The sequence below is a fragment of the Streptomyces sp. WM4235 genome (assembly GCF_001279725.1).
GTDB lineage: Bacteria > Actinomycetota > Actinomycetes > Streptomycetales > Streptomycetaceae > Streptomyces.
Window position 1 is genome coordinate 1 of the sequence record NZ_LGDE01000415.1, and the last position, 17,246, is coordinate 17,246.

14 protein-coding genes are annotated in these 17,246 nt (G+C 73.4%); 9 read left to right on the plus strand and 5 right to left on the minus strand.

All coding sequences use genetic code 11. The features are described from left to right. Positions 1-80: 80 nt before the first annotated feature. Positions 81-1,109, minus strand: coding sequence for an L-threonine 3-dehydrogenase (gene tdh / locus ADK55_RS23925; RefSeq protein WP_053681840.1), 1,029 nt, complete (start codon positions 1,107-1,109; stop codon positions 81-83). Positions 1,110-1,323: 214 nt separating this feature from the next. On the opposite strand from tdh, the gene ADK55_RS23930 reads away from it, so the two are divergent. Further along, entirely contained in the window at positions 1,324-2,232 is a 909-nt protein-coding gene (locus ADK55_RS23930) for an alpha/beta hydrolase fold domain-containing protein (protein WP_063839600.1), read from the plus strand. A gap of 69 nt (positions 2,233-2,301) precedes the next feature. On the opposite strand, the gene ADK55_RS23935 is transcribed toward ADK55_RS23930, so the two are convergent. After that, the gene (locus ADK55_RS23935) at positions 2,302-3,018 is read right to left on the minus strand and encodes a class I SAM-dependent methyltransferase (protein ID WP_053681841.1); all 717 of its coding nucleotides are present in this window, start codon (positions 3,016-3,018) and stop codon (positions 2,302-2,304) included. Positions 3,019-3,171: 153 nt separating this feature from the next. Continuing rightward, complete coding sequence (locus ADK55_RS23940) at positions 3,172-4,122, minus strand: LysR family transcriptional regulator (protein ID WP_053681842.1); 951 nt, start codon at positions 4,120-4,122, stop codon at positions 3,172-3,174. A 139-nt stretch (positions 4,123-4,261) separates the two neighbouring features. Here ADK55_RS23940 and ADK55_RS23945 point away from each other — a divergent pair, with 139 nt between their 5' ends. Beyond that, complete coding sequence (locus ADK55_RS23945) at positions 4,262-5,686, plus strand: MFS transporter (protein WP_053681843.1); 1,425 nt, start codon at positions 4,262-4,264, stop codon at positions 5,684-5,686. Positions 5,687-5,735: 49 nt separating this feature from the next. Continuing rightward, positions 5,736-7,874 (plus strand): SpoIIE family protein phosphatase, encoded by a 2,139-nt coding sequence (locus ADK55_RS23950; protein WP_053681844.1) that lies wholly within the window; start codon positions 5,736-5,738, stop codon positions 7,872-7,874. Between the two features lie 23 nt (positions 7,875-7,897). Here the strand turns inward: ADK55_RS23950 and ADK55_RS23955 are convergent, their stop codons facing one another. Further along, positions 7,898-8,290, minus strand: coding sequence for a VOC family protein (locus ADK55_RS23955; protein ID WP_053681845.1), 393 nt, complete (start codon positions 8,288-8,290; stop codon positions 7,898-7,900). 330 nt (positions 8,291-8,620) lie between these two features. On the opposite strand from ADK55_RS23955, the gene ADK55_RS23960 reads away from it, so the two are divergent. The 6 genes from ADK55_RS23960 (at position 8,621) to ADK55_RS23985 (ending at position 15,261) form a co-directional block, all read left to right on the plus strand. Next, positions 8,621-10,027 carry an APC family permease gene (locus ADK55_RS23960; RefSeq protein ID WP_053681846.1) on the plus strand — a complete coding sequence of 469 codons (1,407 nt, stop codon included), beginning with the start codon at positions 8,621-8,623 and terminating at the stop codon, positions 10,025-10,027. 316 nt (positions 10,028-10,343) lie between these two features. Continuing rightward, entirely contained in the window at positions 10,344-10,898 is a 555-nt protein-coding gene (locus tag ADK55_RS23965; protein WP_053681847.1) for a rhodanese-like domain-containing protein, read from the plus strand. 432 nt (positions 10,899-11,330) lie between these two features. Beyond that, positions 11,331-12,449 (plus strand): LLM class flavin-dependent oxidoreductase, encoded by a 1,119-nt coding sequence (locus ADK55_RS23970; RefSeq protein ID WP_053681848.1) that lies wholly within the window; start codon positions 11,331-11,333, stop codon positions 12,447-12,449. A gap of 5 nt (positions 12,450-12,454) precedes the next feature. Next, positions 12,455-13,318, plus strand: coding sequence for an ABC transporter permease (locus tag ADK55_RS23975; protein WP_199826616.1), 864 nt, complete (start codon positions 12,455-12,457; stop codon positions 13,316-13,318). Positions 13,319-13,445: 127 nt separating this feature from the next. Then, positions 13,446-14,486 (plus strand): ABC transporter substrate-binding protein, encoded by a 1,041-nt coding sequence (locus tag ADK55_RS23980; RefSeq protein ID WP_053681849.1) that lies wholly within the window; start codon positions 13,446-13,448, stop codon positions 14,484-14,486. After that, on the plus strand, positions 14,473-15,261 hold the full coding sequence (locus tag ADK55_RS23985; RefSeq protein ID WP_053681850.1) for an ABC transporter ATP-binding protein: 789 nt from the start codon (positions 14,473-14,475) through the stop codon (positions 15,259-15,261). Before ADK55_RS23980 ends, ADK55_RS23985 begins: the two co-directional genes overlap by 14 nt. A 131-nt stretch (positions 15,262-15,392) precedes the next feature. Here the strand turns inward: ADK55_RS23985 and ADK55_RS23990 are convergent, their stop codons facing one another. Next, the gene (locus tag ADK55_RS23990) at positions 15,393-17,186 is read right to left on the minus strand and encodes a glycoside hydrolase family 15 protein (RefSeq protein WP_053681851.1); all 1,794 of its coding nucleotides are present in this window, start codon (positions 17,184-17,186) and stop codon (positions 15,393-15,395) included. Between the last annotated feature and the right edge of the window lie 60 nt (positions 17,187-17,246).

Sequence of the window (17,246 nt, forward strand, 5' to 3'; positions counted from 1 at the left end):
GGGGGGGGGTGGGCGGGGCCCGGCCGGAGGGAGATGGTTCGGGGGGACGGCCGCGGGCCGTCCGGGGTCGGGCGGGGGGGCTACGCCGTCCAGTCGAGGATGATCTTGCCGCTGCGGGCGGTGGACGCCTCGTCGAAGGCGGCCTCGAAGTCGGTGTGCGCGTACCGGCCGGTGATGACGGGGCTGAGGTCGAGCCCGCCTTCCAGCAGCACGGTCATCGCGTACCAGGTCTCGAACATCTCGCGGCCGTAGATGCCCTTGATGGTGATCATCGAGGTGACGACCTTCGCCCAGTCGACGGGGAAGTCCTGGGCGGGCAGGCCCAGCATCGCGATCCGGCCGCCGTGCGTCATGTTGGCGATCATGTCCTGCATGGCCTCGCCGCGCCCGGACATCTCCAGGCCGATGTCGAAGCCCTCGCGCAGTCCGAGCGTGGCCTGCGCGTCCGCGATCGTCGACTCGCGGACGTCCACCGCGAGCGTGGCGCCGGCCTTGCGGGCGATCTCCAGACGCTCGGGGCTGACGTCGGTGATGACGACGTTGCGGGCGCCGGCGTGCCGGGCCACGGCCGCCGCCATGATGCCGATGGGACCGGCGCCGGTGATCAGCACGTCCTCGCCGACGAGCGGGAAGGACAGCGCGGTGTGCACGGCGTTGCCGAAGGGGTCGAAGATGGCCGCCACGTCGAGGTCGACCTTGGTGCGGTGCACCCACACGTTCTGCGCGGGCAGGACGACGTACTCGGCGAACGCGCCGTCGCGTCCGACGCCGAGGCCGATCGTGCTGCGGCACAGGTGGCGGCGCCCGGCCAGACAGTTGCGGCACTTCCCGCACACCAGGTGGCCCTCGCCGCTGACCAGCGCGCCGATCTCGATGTCCCGCACGTCGGCGCCCAGCGCCGCGACCTCTCCCACGAACTCGTGGCCGAGCACGAGAGGGGTCTTGACCGCGCCCTGCGCCCAACCGTCCCAGGCCCGGATGTGCAGGTCGGTGCCGCAGATGCCGGTGCGGAGCACCTTGATGAGCACGTCGCCGGGGCCGTACTCGGGCTCGGGGACGTCCATGAGCCACAGCCCGGGCTCGGCCTTGTGCTTGACGAGTGCCTTCATGAACGTGGCTCCAGGCATGCGGAGGGGAGCACCTCGGGGCGTGCGGGCCCGTGTGGTGTCTGACGTGCACCAATGTGCCGAGCGCGGTGGTGATCGGTCCATCGAGACTTTCTTAAGCGGGCCGACAGCGCAGCTTCACGCCTATGCTCCTCACCTGATGGGGCAGGGCCGGCGCGGGCAGCGCCGGGGGCGGGGAAAAGGGGAGGTGAGGGGCGTGCCGAGTCTGCGCAGCAAGGCGTTGTCGGTGGCGCTGATCGCGGTGGGGCGTCGAAGACGGTACGCCGGTGCCGAGGCCGTGCGGGCCCGGGTGGCGGAGTCCGCCAGGAGGCCCGCGTCGCATCTGCCGCCGCGTTCACTGGGCCGGGTCGCCGAGGTCTCGCGGGCCTTCGTCGGGGCCTGGCCTGTGTACGACGTCTCGCCGCGGGGCGTCGAGCCCGCGGCGCGGGTGTTGTACGTCCACGGTGGCGCCTACGTGGGCGAGTTGCTCCGGCCCCACTGGTCGTTGGTCCGCACCCTGGTCACGCGGGCGAGGGCCCGGGTGGTCGTGCCGGCGTACATCCTGGCCCCGCGCGGGACCGCCGACCGGACCGTTCCAGTGGCCGCCGACCTGCTCAGCGGGTTGATCGAGAGCGGCGGTGAGGGCGGGACGGTGCTGATCGGGGACTGTGCGGGCGCCGGGATCGCCCTGGCCGCCGCGCAGCGCCTGCGGGAGCGCACGGGGGCGCAGCCGTCCCGGATCGTCCTGGTCTCGCCCTGGCTGGACCTGAGCGTGAGCCATCCCGGTCAGGCGGCCGCGGAGCCGGGCGATCCGCTGCTGAGGCGGGCGGGACTGATCGAGGCCGGGCGCCTGTACGCCGGTACGCTCGCCGCCGACGATCCGAGGGTCAGCCCGCTGCGCGGCGACCTCGCGGGGCTGGCACCCCTGACGGTGTTCACCGGGACCCGGGACCTGCTGGGCACCGACAGCCACGAGTTGCTCCGTCGGGCGCGGGACGCCGGCGTCGAGGTGGAGTTCCACGAGGCCGCGGGCCAGTCGCACGGCTACCCCTTCCAACCGGTGCCGGAGGGCAGGGCCGCCCGCGAGCGGATCGTGGCGCTGACCCGGGCGGTCGCCACGCGGTGACGTGCCGGGCGGTGGGGGCGTACGGGGCGCGGGAGACGCCCGGGGCAGGTCTCGCACCGCCGGACGCCCTCAGGCCACGCAGGTCATCAGCGAGCTGACCGGCCTGGCCCGGTACGACGCCCAGAAGGCCTCGTCGCGCTCGGCGCAGGGGGGTGGGGTCCGCGCCGGCTGCCATCCCGCGGTGGTGAACCCGGCCTCGACGGCCGCCTCCGCGAAGTCGGCGTGCGCCCACTCGCGGAACTCGACGTGCACCGGGGGCTCGGTGAGGAACTGGGCCCGCACCAGGGGCGCGTCCCCGTCGGGGTCGCGTGCCAGGAGGCGGAGCCCGAACGGGGACCAGTCCACGCGCGGGAAGGCCCCGGCGTTCGGGACGATGGCCAGCAGCCGGCCGCCGGGCCGCAGGTTGGCTCGGATGGACCGGAACATCGAGTGCAGGGCGTGCCGGTCGGGTGCGTGGTTGAACAGGTAGAGGGCCGTGGCCAGGTCGAAGGGGCCCAACTGCGGCATCGCGGCGGTTTCGGCGACGACGTACTCGATGGGCCCGGCCGGGCCGTCGTGGCGGGTCTCGCGGGCCCGTCGGATGCGTTCCGGGCAGTTGTCCACGCCCACGGTCCGCCGGGCCCCGCCGCTCGCGAGGAGTCGGGTGGTGCCGCCGTGTCCGCAGGCGAGGTCGAGGGTGTCGAGCCCGTGGACCCCGCCGAGGGCGTCCAGGGCGGTGCGCAGGGTGAAGGCGTCGGCCGCCGAGAAGGCGGTGGGGGGTGTCGGGCTGTCGTCCTGCTGTCGCATGTCCGCAAGCCTTCCCGGAGCGGGCCGGGGAAGGATGCCGTACGCGGGTGCGTCCCTCGGACGGGGTTTCGGGTCGGTCCGTACGGCGTACGGGGCTCGACGCCACGCCCCGCCGGGGGCGGGACCGTCGAACTCCCGCTTGCGGCGGGTACGTCAGGCCGCCGGGCCCGGGTCGCCGGCGGCCGTCCGGGTGCCTGCCTCCCGCGAGGTGATCAGGTCGCGGGCACGGTCGCGCAGCCAGGTGTGCGCCGGGTCGGCGTCGTGGCGGGCGTGCCAGGCCATGCCGAACGGCAGCGTCGGCAGCTCCAGCGGCACCGGGAAGGTCTCCAGGCCCATCCCGTGGGCCAGCGGCGCGCCCTGCGTGGTGATCAGTCCGACCAGATCGGTGTCGCGGAGCACGAAGAGGGAGGCGGGGTAGGTGCCCATGCTGCCCCGTACCCGCCGGGTGAGGCCCTGTTCGGCGAGGGCGGCGTCCACGGGCCCCTGGAGCCGGCCCCGGCGCGAGACGATCAGGTGTTCGGCGGCGGCGAAGCGGCGTGCGGTCATCCGGCCGCGGAGCAGGGGGTGGCCCGCGCGGACGACCCCCACCATCCGCTCGTCGGCGAGGTGTTCGACGCGGACCTCGGGGGCCCGGCTGTCGATGACGGTGAGCTCCAGGTCCGCGACGCCCTCCCGCAGTGCCGGCACGTCGACGTGGCTCTCGGAGAGGAACCGGAGCCGTACTCCCGGTGCCTCGCTCGTCACCCGGGAGAAGAGGGCCGCGCCCGACACGGCCGTGAAGGCGTCGTTCGCGAGGATGGTGAAGGTGCGGGTCAGGGTCGCCGGATCGACCTGGCCACCGGAGAGGAAGAGCGCGCGGGCCCGTTCCACGACGGCCCGCACCTCGCCGTGGACGGCGAGGGCGTGCGGGGTGGGCACCATGTTCCGTCCGGCGCGGACCAGGACCGGATCGCCGAGGGCCTTGCGGATGCGGCCGAGGGTGCGGCTCATGGCCGGCTCGGACAGGTGCAGGCGGGCCGCCGCGCGGGACACGCTCGACTCCTCCAGCAGGACGTCCAGGGCCACGAGCAGGTTCAGGTCCATCCCGGATTGCGTCACACGCATCGATCCCTTGCACACATTGCACTGGAAAGCAGGTCACGCCCAGCCTACGGTGAGCGGGGCGGCCGATCCGGCCCCCCTTCAGGGCGGCCGGACCGCCCGAGCAGCACCCACCCCGCACCGACCGACTCCAGGAGGAGCCGTGCTCCGCCATGCCCAGAAGCCGTCCCGGGCCGCAGCCGCCCCCGCCCTCACCCGCCCCGCCCTGCTCGTCCTGTGCGCCTGTGTGCTCGTCGCCCAGGGCATGGTCGCCGCCGTGAACCTGCTGATCCCGCAGCTCGCCGCCTCCGCCCTGCGTCCGACCCCCGACCAACTGCTGTGGGCGGTGGACGCGTACGTCATCGTCTTCGCGGCGCTGCTGATCCCGGCGGGAGCCCTCGGCGACCGCCACGGCCGCAAGGGGGCCCTGCTCGCCGGACTCGGCCTGTTCGCCGCGGGCGGGGCGCTGAGCGCGCTCGCGGGGGATCCGGTCGTACTGATCGCCGGGCGCGGTCTGTGCGGGGCGGGCGCGGCGCTGATCATGCCGGCCACCATGTCGGTCCTGGTGCACCTGAGCCCGCCCGAGCAGCGTGGCCGGGCCCTGGCCACCTGGACGCTGTCCGCGGGCCTCGGGGGCCTGGCGGGCAACGTCGGAGGTGGTCTCGCGGGCGAGTTCCTGACCTGGCGGGCCCTGTTCTGGGCCGTGGTCCCGCTCGCCGCGCTGCTCGCGCTCGCGGTGGCCCGCACGGTCCCGCGCACGCCCTCCCGTCCGGACGCGTCCGTCGACCCCGTCGGGGCGCTGCTGCTGGCCGGGGCCCTGTTCGGGGTGGTCTACGGGATCATCGAGGGGCCCGGGCACGGGTGGGCGTCGGCGCGGGTCCTGTCGGCGTTCGGTGCGGGGGCGGGGCTGCTGGCGGCCTTCACCGGGCACGCGTTGCGCGGCGCGCACCCGCTGCTGGACCCGCGGATCTTCGCGTCGCGCAAGCTGCGGGCCGGGACGCTGGGGATCGGGGCGGCGTTCTTCGGGCTGTTCGCGCTGTTCTTCGTGAACGCCCAGTACCTCCAGTACGCGAAGGGCTTCTCCCCCGCGGTCACCGGCCTGGCGATCGTCCCGCTGACCGTGGGCATGGCGCTGGTCCCCCGGCTGGGTGCGCGACTCCAGGAGCGCACCGGGCCCCGGCTGCCGGTCGGCGTCGGGTTGGGCCTGATCGGGGCGGGGCTGCTGCTGGTGTCCACCGCCGACGCGGACACCCCGTACGCCGTGTACGCGCTCCACCTGCTGGTGCTGTCGGTCGGTACGGGGCTGTGCGCGCCCTCGCTGACCCTGACGGTGGTCGCGGAGCTGCCCGCGCACCAGGCCGGGCTGGGGTCCGGTCTGAACACGGCGGCCCGGGAGATCGGCGCGGCCCTGGGCGTGGCGGTGGTGGGCACCGTGTCGGCCTCCCGTTTCCACGGCGATCCGCGCGACCCCGCGCAGGTGGTCGCCTTCACCGAGGCCATGGGCGTCGCGCTGCGGACCGTGTCCGTGGTCCTGCTGATCGCGGCGGTCGCGGTGGTGGCCGGGTACCGGGAGCGGACGCGCGGATGACCCCGCCGACGGGTGTGCGGGGGCGCGGGCGCGGGCGCATGCTGGCTGTGTGACGGCCGGACCGGACAGTGGCACCCCCGCCACCGACGCCACGGCCCGGGTGCTCGCGCGGGCGGCCGTGAAGGCCATGGAGGCCGTCGGTGGGTACGCGGGTGGTGTCTACCTGCGCTCCGGCACGGAGGGCAGGCTGCGCATGGCGGCGGTCAGCGGGCTGCCCGTGCGGTTGTTCCGGCCGTGGTGGCGGATGCACGTGAACAGGCCGTACCCGGTCGCGGAGGCCTACCGGTCCGGGCAGGCCGTCCACCTGTTTGACGCCGAGTCGGCGATGCGGCGCTTCCCCCAGCTGATGGCCGGGCTGCCGTACCCCTTCGCCTCGCTGTACGAGCCGGTGACCACCGGCGACGGCGAGCGGTTCGGGGTGTTGCTGGTGCTGCGCCCGGCGACCCCCGGCGTGCCGGTCGACGCCGCCGATCGGAGGCGACTGCGGCAGACCGCGGACCGGCTCGCGAAGGAACTGGCCGCGCTCGCGGCGACCGGTGCACGGGTGGTGTGGGACGACGATCCCGTGTCCGTGCCGGGGCCCTCGGCGACCGACGACGCCCGGGAGGCCCTGGACCGGCTCACCCAGGCGGTGCTCTCGACGGACCGACAGGGCCGGATCGTCACCTTCAACCCGGCCGCCCGGACCATGCTCGGCATCGACGACGCCTCGCACGGGAAGGTGCTGTGGGAGGCCCTCCCCTGGCTCGGGCATCCGGCGTACGAGGACCACTTCCGGGCCGTGTTCCTGGCCTCGGACCCCGTGTACTTCCCGGCACGGCGCGGCCCCCATCCGTCCGGGGAGTGGCTCGCGGTCGGACTCCATCCCGGGCTCGGCGGGGTGACCGTGACGATCGGCGCCGCGGAACCACCCGCCTACGCGCCCGGGTCCGTACAGCACCCCGGCGCCGGTCTGGCCGGTTCTCCCGCCGACCGGGCGTCCGCGCTGTACCGGCCGGTCGCCCTGGCCATCGCGCTGACCGAGGCGATGACGGCCCGACAGGTCTCGGCGGTGGTCACCGAGGAGTTGCTGCCGGCCTTCGGCGGACGCCAGTTGGCGATCTACCTGCTCAACGAACGCCATCTGCACCTGGCTTGGGAGACCGGGTTCCCCCAGGGGTTCCTGGACCGGTTCGACGGGGTCGGGCTGGACGTGCGGCTGCCGGGCGTGGAGACGCTGACCACGGGTCGGCCGATGTTCTTCGAGTCCATGCAGCACCTGGCCGCCGCGTACCCGGGGATCCCGCTGGACGCCGACGTGGGTGCCCGCGCCTTCCTCCCCCTCATCGCCTCCGGTCGGCCGGTGGGCTCCTGCATCCTCGGCTTCGACGTGCCGCGCGGTTTCAGCCCGGAGGAGCGCACGGTGCTCACGGCACTGGCCGGGTTGATCGCCCAGGCCCTGGAGCGGGCCCGGCGTTACGACAGCGAGACGACGCTGGCCCGCGGACTCCAGGCGGCGCTGCTGCCGCACCGGCTGCCGGTGCGCGACCACGTGGTGACGGTCGGCCGGTACCTGCCCGGCACCGCGGGCATGGACGTCGGCGGCGACTGGTACGACGTCGTCGAGACGGGCCCGGACATGCTGGCCCTGGTCATCGGCGACGTACAGGGCCACGGGGTGGCCGCCGCCGCGACCATGGGTCAACTGCGCAGCGCGGTGCGGGCCTTCGCGTTGAGCGGCAATGACCCCGAACAGGTGATGCGGGGCACCAACCGGCTGCTGATCGACCTCGACCCGGGCCAGTTCGCCAGTTGCTGTTACGTGTTGATCGACCTGGCCTCGGGCCGGGCCCGCGCCGTCCGGGCGGGCCACCCGCAGCCGCTGCTGCGCGAACCCGACGGCCACACCTCGGTGTTGGACCTGCCGGGCGGGGTGGTGCTCGGCATCGACGCGGACGCCGGCTATCCGGTGGCGGAACTGCGGCTCGCGGCGGGCTCGGTGCTGGCCCTGTACACCGACGGGCTGGTGGAGCGGCCCGGCATCGACATCGACGTGGGCGTGGAGCGGCTGCGGCTCGCGCTGGCCGGCGGCCGGCCGTCCCCGCTGACGGACATGGCCGACCGGCTGGTCCACGAGGTCGGGAACACCGACGACCGGCCCGACGACATCGCCCTGCTGCTGGCGTCCCGCACGGAGCCGCCCCGCTAGATCCTGTCGTCGGGGGCCGGGGCTCAGGTGCGCAGAGGGCCGGTGGCCGCGAGGGTGAAGGAGTGCCCGGCCGGGTCGCTGAAGAGCCGGGCGTCGCGCGGGCCGTCCTCCACGTCCACGTCCAGGGGCCGGGCTCCGAGCGACACCGCCTCCCGCTCGGCCTCGTCCAGGTCCTCGGCGGCGACCTGGATCCGCAGGTGTGCCTGTTGGGAGTCCTCGGGGTGCGGCCAACTCGGCGGCGCGTGACCGAGGTCCCTGCGGATGGCCAGGTGCACGCCGGGGCCTCCGACGACCTCGACCATGTCCAGGCCCACCCCGGCCCGCACCTCGGCGCCGAGGAGATCGGCGTAGAAGTGCGCCAGGCCTTCCGGCTCGGCGCAGTCCAGTACGAGAACGCTCGTCTTCTTGACCGTCATGGGCCGCGCTTACCCGCAGTAGCCTCCCGTACGCGGGGCTCGGAGCCGTTCTGGTCCCGGATCGGCAAAGCGGAGGAAAATTCGCGACGATCATCCTGCGGTTCCCGCACCGCTCGTTCGTTCAACGTTTACGCGGCCTTAACACCGTATCGGGGGCCGGAAGCGGGCGCGTGACGATGGAATCCGCAGGTGAACAGCTCTTGACCTGCGGATCTCGCAGGGATTGCATGACGGCCCGGGAGCCACCGAACCACCTTGCTCACCACCGCCTCGGAGGCGATACCGCTCCCGCGCTCACTCACCGCATCTGCCGATCGGAACACCGCACCGATGTCTGACACGATCAGCGCACCCCAGGCCCTCGCCCCCGCCACCGGGCCCGTCCCCCAGAAGCTCAAGCGTTCCATCGGCGTCGTCGGCGGAACCCTGCTCACCCTCTCGTGCGTGACGCCCGCCTCGACGCTCTTCGTCGTCGTGCCCGACCTGTTCGCCGACCTCGGCACCTGGGCCGCCCTGACCATCGCCATCGGCTCGCTGCTCTGCGTCGGCGTGGCGTTCTGCTACTCGGAACTGGGCACCCTCATCCCCAGCGCCGGTGGCGAGTACGCGATGGTGTCCACCCTGGCGGGCCGGCTCGCCGGGTGGCTCGTGTTCGTGTTGTCCCTCCTCGTGGTGATGATCGTGCCGCCCGTGATCGCGATGGGCACGGCGGACTACCTCGCACCGGTGATCGACGTGCCGGCACCGGTCGCGGGCGCCGGCGTGATGCTGCTCGCCACCCTCGCCGGTCTGCTCGACCTCCGGGCCAACGCCTGGATCACCGGCATCTTCCTGGTCCTCGAAGTGATCGCCGCCGCACTGGTGGCCGTACTCGGCTTCGCCCACAGCGAGCGCGGCGCCGACGTGCTGGTGCACGGCGCCGTCGCCACCGACAACGGGGGCACCTCCCCCGTCACCGCGATGATGGTGGTCTCGGGGCTGGCCATCGCCCTCTTCATCACCCAGGGCTTCTCCACGGCCGTCTACCTGTCGGAGGAGTTGGAGAACCCGCGCCGCAACGTCCCGCGGACCGTGCTCGCCACCCTCGCCATCTCCACCGCCGTCATCCTGATCCCGGTCATCGCCATCACCATGGGCGCCCCCGACCTGGCCGTGCTGACCTCCGGGGACATCGGCTCGATGGTCACGGCCTGGTCCAACTCGGCCGTCGGCACCTTCGTGAGCCTCTGCGTCGCCCTCGCGATCGTCAACGCGGGCATCGTGATGGTCATCCAGAACTCCCGGGTGCTCTTCGCCTCCGCCCGCGACAAGGCCTGGCCCGAGCCGGTCAACAACGCCCTGTCGCGGCTCGGCCGCTTCGGCTCCCCGTGGGTGGCCACGCTGCTGGTCGGCGTTCCGGGCGCGGCCATGTGCTTCGTCAACCTCGACACCCTCTACGGGGTCACCGGCGTCTCGGTCACCGGCATGTACCTGCTGGTCGCGGTCGCCGCGCTGTACAGCCGCCGCGGGACGCACGGGGCGTCGGCGGCCTGGCGGATGCCGCTGTGGCCGGCCGTGCCGGTGGTGCTGATCGCCGTGTTCGCGTACATCCTGACGCAGCAGGAGACGCGGTACCTGCTGTGGACGGGCGGGATCACCGCCGTCGCCACGCTGTACTGGGCGCTGTACCTGCGCCCGCGCCAGGACAGCCGTTGGCTGGTCAGCATCCCCGATGACGGCGAGGAGGCCGCCGCCTGAGGGCGACGCCACCGCCGCCCGCGCACCTCACGACGAAGCCGACCCGGCCTGCGCGCCGGGTCGGCTTCGTCGTATCCACATTGCGGGCGTGTTGCGAGCGTCGCGGGGCGCCGGCGCGCACGCGTCCGGGGTGTCTATGATCCGCGGCATGGCCGTCACGCCGCGCGTTCTGCCGCGCCCCTGTTGTCGACGCTGACGCCTGCCCGCACGCCCCCGCACGCCCCGCCGCGCCTTCGCCCGTGCCCGGGGGCACCACCGCGGTACCTCCGAGCCGATCTCGTTCCCGCGCCGTTCCCTTCCGAGGAGCACGTCCGCCATGAGCACTCCCCTGACCCTCGCCGTCACGGTCGACCAGGTCCATGCCCGCCCCGAGGAGTTCGCCGTCGTCGACGTCCGCACGCCGGGCGAGTACGCCTCCGGCCACCTGCCGGGCGCGACCAACATCCCGCTCGACCGGATCACGGACTCACTGCCCGAGCTGCGGAAGGCCGCCGAACTCGCCGGGGGTTCCGGCGGGGCGCTGCTGCTGGTCTGCGCCTCCGGAGCCCGGTCACGGAACGCGGCCCACACCCTGGCCGGTCACGGCGTCACCGCCGGCAGCCTGACCGGCGGGACCGGCGCCTGGTCCGCGGGCGGTCACGCACTGGAGTACCCCGCCGAAGGCCGTCGGGCCGTGTGGGCCATGGAACGGCAGGTGAGGATCACCGTCGGCACGCTCGTCCTGTTGGGGCTGGCCCTCGGCACCTTCACGCACCCGGCGTTCCTGCTCCTGAGCGCCGCGGTGGCGGGCGGGCTCGTGTTCTCCGCGCTGACCGACACCTGCGCGATGGCGTCGGTGCTGGGAAGGCTGCCGGTCAACCGCCGCCGGTGACCCGATCCGGGCCCCGCGCCCGCGTCCCCGCCCCTCGACTACCGTCCCACTTCCCGGAACGCCGGCGTCCACGATACGGACCGCGCTTGTCCCGGGTGGTCGAACCCCGACAGGATGCGGCCATGGCCCCCCTTCTCGTCTCGCGTCGTCACGTGGATCTGCTGCGCGTGTCGACCATGCTCTGTCGGGCCGACTCCTCCCGTACGCACGGCTGTTGATCCGCCGCTCCTGACAGCGTACGGATGACCGCGCGCCGCCGGGCGCGCCGCGAACCGCGTTCCCGTCCGCCCTCGTGCGGCCCCGGTACGCCGCTCTCGAATCCACCCCGGCGCCCTCGCTCCCTTCGCGTTCGCTCCTGACTCCCTTCTGCCCGTGTACACGTGCCACCGCCGGGCGGTGGCACGTGCCGCGCTGCCCCGACGAGGTTTCACCGTGCCCGAGAACCCCCTTCTGCTCCACTGGTTCCTGCCCACCGGCGGGGACGGCCGCGACCCCGGCGGGGTGACCTCCGTCCAGGGCCGCACCGGAGCGGCCACCCGCCGACCGGCCGACATCCCCTACCTGGCGCAGGTCGCCCGGGCCGCCGAGCAGGCCGGCTTCCACTCTCTCCTGACGCCGGTGGGCCTCGGCTGCGTGGATCCCTGGATCCTCACCTCCGCACTGGCCCAACACACGGACCGGATCGGGTTCCTCGTCGCGTTCCGGGCGGGCCTGGCCGCGCCCACGCTGATCGCGCAACAGGCCGACGCCTTCCGCCGGTTCGCGAACGGCCGGCTCGGCCTGAACCTGGTGACCGGCGGAGACCCCGCGGAGCAGCGTGCCTACGGGGACCACTTGGAGCACGACGCCCGCTACGCGCGCACCGACGAGGTGATGGCGGTGCTCCGGGACCTGCTGGACGGCAAACAGGTGGACCACCGCGGGACCCATCTGCGGCTCGAAGGAGCCCGGCTCACGGATCCGGCGACGCGACACCACGTCCCGCTGTACTTCGGCGGAGCGTCGGCCGCCGCGGAGGACGTCAGCGCCCGCCGGGCCGACGTACAACTGCTGTGGGGCGAGCCGCCCGCCGCCGTCGCCGCACGTGTGAGCCGACTCCGTGAACGGGCCCGCGCCGCCGGTCGGACCCTGCGCTTCGGACTGAGGCTGCACGTCATCAGCCGGGACTCCGCGGCCGAGGCCTGGTCGGAGGCCGACCGGATCCTCGCCGGGCTGGACCCGGAGGCCGTCCGGGCGAGTCAGGAACGGTTCGCGACCATGGACTCCGTCGGGCAGGCCCGCATGGCCGCGCTGCACGGCGGGGTCGCGGACGCGGCCCGACTGACCGTGTCGCCGAACCTGTGGGCGGGCATCGGCCTGGTCCGCGAGGGCGCCGGCACCGCCCTGGTCGGCTCGCACGACGAGGTGGCCGCCCGACTCGCGGAGTACCGGACCCTGGGAATCGACGAGTTCATCCTGTCCGGGTACCCCCATCTGGAGGAGGCCTTCCGGGTCGGCGAAGAGGTGGCGCCGCGGCTGCGGGCCCTGACCGGGACGGCGGCCTCGGCGTGAGCACCCTGCTGACCGCGGCGACCGATCGACTCCCCTCCCCCGACGCGGACCCGACCGTCACCGCGGGCCGCCGGCGCCGGCTCCGTGAGGCGGGGCGCCGCGGCGCCCTGCGGCTCGTGTCGCTGATCGTGCTGATCGGGGTCTGGCAGGCGGTGGTCGCCGCCGAGGTGTGGCCCCGGGTGCTCGTCCCCTCGCCCGGTGACGTGTGGCGGCAGTTCGTGCTCGCCTCCACCACGCACGACGGGGTGCGGGGTTACGGCGGCCACCTCCTGATCGAACACCTCGGGGTGAGCCTGGGCCGGATCGGCACCGGCGCCGGGTACGCAGTGCTGGTCGGGGTGCCGCTCGGGCTGCTGATCGGCGTGGTCCGACCGTTGGCCGTCGTACTGGAACCGGTGGTGACGTTCCTGCGGACCCTGCCCCCGCTCGCGTACCTGTCGCTGCTCGTCATCTGGTTCGGCATCGACGAGGCCCCGAAGATCTGGTTGCTGGTGATCGCCGCCCTGCCGCCGATCGCCGCCGCGACGGCCGCGGCCGTTCGCACCGTCCCCGATCAACTCGTCGAGGCGGCGCGCGCCTTGGGCTCGGGTCCGGCGCACCTGCTGCTGTCGGTGCGTCTTCCCGCCGCGCTGCCGGAGATCCTCACCGGCATCCGGATCGCGGTGGGTGTGGCGTACACCTCCGTCGTCGCGGCGGAGACCATCAACGGGACTCCGGGCATCGGCGGCATGATCCGCGACGCACAGCGCTACAACCAGACCGCGCTGGTGATCGCGGGCATCCTCGCCATCGGGCTGTCCGGGATCGTGCTCGACGCCCTGTTGCGCGGCGTCGAGCGGATCGGCGTGCCCTGGCGCGGCCGCACCTGAGTGGTCCGCACCACCCACGGACGCGACCTCACCTCACCTCACAGCACCTCACTTCGCCCCGCCCCGCCCCGCCCCGCCCCAACACCGCACCACTCGGACAGACCACCACTCACACCGGAGCACAGCCATGACCGGATTCCTCTCGCGCCGTACCTTCCTGCTCGCCGCCGCGGTCACCCTGACCGCCGCCGGCGCCACCGCCTGCGGGGGCGCCGGCGCGAACTCGGACGGCGCGGGGCGCACCACCGTACGGATCGCCTACCAGTCGATACCCAACGCCGACCTCGTCGTGAAGAACCAGCGGCTGCTGGAGAAGGCCCTCCCCGAGGCCAACGTGAAGTGGGTGAAGTTCGAATCGGGGGGTGATGTCAACACCGCTGTCCTCGCGGGGGCCGTGGACCTCGGCCTGGCCGGCTCCAGCCCGGTCACGAAGGGGCTGTCGGCGCCGCTGAACATCCCCTACAAGGTGGTGTGGATCCACGACCTGATCGGCGACAACGAGGCCCTCGTCGCCAAGCCCGGCATCGGCTCGGTGAAGGACCTGGTCGGAAAGAAGGTCGCCACCCCCTACGGCTCCACCTCGCACTACTCGTTGCTCGCCGCACTGACCGCCGCCGGAGTCGAACCGTCGTCCGTGAAGACCATCGACCTCCAACCCCAGGACACCCTGGCGGCGTGGAAGCGCGGGGACATCGACGCCGCGTACGTGTGGACGCCCACGCTCGGCGAACTGGCCAAGGACGGCAAGGTGTTGATCACCAGCCGACAGGTCGCGCAGCAGGGCAAGCCGACGGCCGACCTCGGGGTGGTGACCAACGACTTCGCCGCCAAGCACCCCGAGGTGGTGACCGCCTGGCTGAAGGCCCAGGACCAGGCGGTCGCCCAGGCGCGTACCGCACCCGACCAGGCGGCCAAGTCGATCGGCGCGGAGCTCGGCCTGCCGGCGGGCGAGGCGAAGCGCCAGTTGTCGGAACTGGTGCTGCTGAGCGCGAAAGAGCAGACCGGGGCGGAATACCTGGGCACGCCCGGCGCCCCCGGCAAGCTGGCCGGCCACCTGCACGACGCCGCGGTGTTCCTGAAGGGACAGAAGGCGGTGGACGCGGTCCCGGACCAGGCCGTGTTCGGGCGGGCGCTCGCGGTGGAGGAGCTCGGCCGTGCCGCGAACTGACGCTCCCCCGGCGCCCGCGGCCGTGGAACTGGCCGGCGTGTCCGTCCGCTACGGTCCGGCGAAACAGCGGGTCACGGCGGTCGAGGGGGTCGACCTGCGGATCCACCCGGGCGAGTTCGTCGTCCTGGTGGGCCCCTCCGGCTGCGGCAAGACGACCCTGCTGCGGGTGGCCGCCGGCTTCGAACGGCCGGCGGTGGGAACGGCCCTGGTCCGGGGCGGGACCCCGGAGCCCGGCCGCGGCGCGGGGGTGGTGTTCCAGCAGCCTCGGCTGTTCCCGTGGCGCACCGTCGGCGGGAACCTCGGCTTCGCCCTGGCCCGGCACGGGGTCCCGCGCGCGGAGTGGCCCGCCCGGATCGCGGAGCTGCTGGAGCGGGTGGGGCTGCCGGGCCTGGCGGCGCGGCGTACGTGGGAGCTGTCGGGCGGCCAACAGCAGCGGGTGGCAATCGCCCGGGCGCTGGCGGCGGAGCCGGAGCTGTTGCTGATGGACGAGCCGTTCGCCGCGTTGGACGCGCTGACCCGGGAACGGCTCCAGGAGGAGGTGCGTACGCTGGCGGCCCGCCTCGGGACGACGGTGCTGTTCGTGACCCACTCCGCCGAGGAGGCCGTCCTGTTGGGCTCCCGCGTCCTGGTGATGGCGGCGAATCCGGGCAGGGTGGTGGCGGAGCTTCCGGTCCCGCTCGACCGCGCTCCGACCACGGACGTCGCCGCGTTGCGCTCCTCCCCGGAGTTCGCCCACCTGCGCGGCCGGCTCACCGAGACCATGCGTCGCCCCTGAACGGCCCCGGCGGCCGGGCGGGGAGGGCGGGACGACCTCGCCGCCCGTCCCGGCCGCGCCCCCGTGTCGACCCCTCGCCTCCCGGCGCCGCGCGCCCACCGTCGCGCGCCACCGGGATCCCACAGTCCCGGTCAGTCCGACGAGGGGTCCCGGCTCAGGGTGAGCGCGGTGTTCACCAGGCCGACGTGGCTGAACGCCTGCGGGAAGTTGCCCAGTTGGCGGCCGGCGACGGGGTCGTACTCCTCCGCGAGGAGACCCACGTCGTTGCGCACGGACAGCAGCATCTCGAAGAGTTGCCGCGCCTCCTTGCCCCGGCCGGTCATGTGCAGGGCGTCGGCCAACCAGAACGAGCAGGCCAGGAAGGCCCCTTCGTCACCGGGCAGACCGTCCACGGAGGGGCCTTCGGTGCTGTAGCGGCGGACCAGGCCGCTGCGGCCGAGTTCCTCGCGGACGGCGTCGACGGTACCGATCACGCGCGGGTCGTCGGGGGGCAGGAATCCCACGCGGGGGATCAGCAGGGTCGCGGCGTCCAGTTCGCGCGAACCGTAGTACTGGGTAAAGGTGTTGCGTTCCGGGTCGAAGGCCTTCTCGCACACGTCGGCGTGCACGTCGTCCCTTATGGCCCGCCAGCGTTCCAGGTCGCCCGGCATCGACGGATCCGTCTCCAGGGTCCGCACCGTCCGGTCGGCGGCCACCCAGGCCATCACCTTGGAGTGCGTGAAATGACGGCGCGGACCGCGCACTTCCCACAGTCCCTCGTCCGGGCGGCGCCAGTTGCGCTCCAGGAAGTCGAGCAGCGCGAGCTGGATCTGCCAGGCGTGCGCCTCGCTGGCCAGCCCGGTGGACCGGGCCAGGTACAGGGAGTCGATGACCTCGCCGTACACGTCGAGCTGGAGTTGGTCGACGGCCGCGTTGCCGACGCGGACGGGGGCGGACTCGGCGTACCCGCGCAGCCACGGCAGGTCGAATTCCGGGATCCGCCGCTCGCCCGCGATCCCGTACATGATCTGCAGGTCGGCGGGGTCGCCGGCGACGGCCCGCAGCAGCCACCTCCGCCACTCGCGGGCCTCGTCCTTGAAACCGGTCGCGATGAGGGAGCCGAGGGTCAGGGTGGAGTCGCGCAGCCAGCAGTAGCGGTAGTCCCAGTTGCGGACGCCGCCGACCTCCTCGGGCAGGGAGGTGGTCGCGGCGGCGACGATCCCGCCCGTGGGGGCGTACGTGAGGGCCTTGAGGGTGATCAGCGAGCGGGTCACGGCCTCCTTGTAGGGGCCGTCGTAGGTGCACTGGGAGGCCCACTGCGCCCAGTCGACGAGCGCGTGTTCCAGCGCCTGGTACGGGTCGACCTGCTCGGGGCGCGGCTCGTGGGACGGGTGCCAGGTCAGGACGAAGGCGACCTTCTCCCCGGCGGAGACGGTGAACTCCGAAAGGGTGGTGTTCTGCTCGCCCCAGGTCCGCACGGGCGGCTCGCTGCGGAACCAGACGGAGTCGGGACCGGCGACGGCGACCCGGTCGCCGGCGGAACGTCGGACCCAGGGGACGACGTGGCCGTAGTCGAAGCGCAGGCGCAGGGTGCTGCGCACGGTGACCTCACCGGACAGGCATTCGACGATCCGCATCACGTCCGGCGCGGTGTCGCGCTGCGGCATGAAGTCGATGACCTTGATCGTGCCGTCCTCGGTCTCCCAGAGGGACTCCAGGACCAACGAACCGTCGATGTATGCCCGGCGCGTGCACCGCTCCCCGTCGGCGGCGCTCTCCGGGGCGATGCGCCAGTGGCCGTTGTCCTTCTCGCCGAGGAGGGCGGCGAAGCAGGCGGCCGAGTCGAAGCGCGGCAGGCACAGCCAGTCGATGGACCCGTCTCGGCCGACCAGCCCACTGGTCATCAGGTCGCCGATGAGTGCGTAGTCTTCGATGGGTTGTGTCATTTGTGCGCTCTTCCCCCGAATACCCGGGGCCAATCAGACCGGCCCCGGGACACCCTCTTG

What these genes read in the sequence shown, in the direction of transcription:
- ADK55_RS23965 (WP_053681847.1), top strand. Translation starts at nt 10,344, where the DNA reads ATGAGCACTCCCCTGACCCTCGCCGTCACGGTCGACCAGGTCCATGCC.
- ADK55_RS23955 (WP_053681845.1), bottom strand. Translation starts at nt 8,290, where the DNA reads ATGACGGTCAAGAAGACGAGCGTTCTCGTACTGGACTGCGCCGAGCCG.
- ADK55_RS23980 (WP_053681849.1), top strand. Translation starts at nt 13,446, where the DNA reads ATGACCGGATTCCTCTCGCGCCGTACCTTCCTGCTCGCCGCCGCGGTC.
- ADK55_RS23960 (WP_053681846.1), top strand. Translation starts at nt 8,621, where the DNA reads ATGTCTGACACGATCAGCGCACCCCAGGCCCTCGCCCCCGCCACCGGG.
- ADK55_RS23990 (WP_053681851.1), bottom strand. Translation starts at nt 17,186, where the DNA reads ATGACACAACCCATCGAAGACTACGCACTCATCGGCGACCTGATGACC.
- ADK55_RS23935 (WP_053681841.1), bottom strand. Translation starts at nt 3,018, where the DNA reads ATGCGACAGCAGGACGACAGCCCGACACCCCCCACCGCCTTCTCGGCG.
- ADK55_RS23940 (WP_053681842.1), bottom strand. Translation starts at nt 4,122, where the DNA reads ATGCGTGTGACGCAATCCGGGATGGACCTGAACCTGCTCGTGGCCCTG.
- tdh (WP_053681840.1), bottom strand. Translation starts at nt 1,109, where the DNA reads ATGAAGGCACTCGTCAAGCACAAGGCCGAGCCCGGGCTGTGGCTCATG.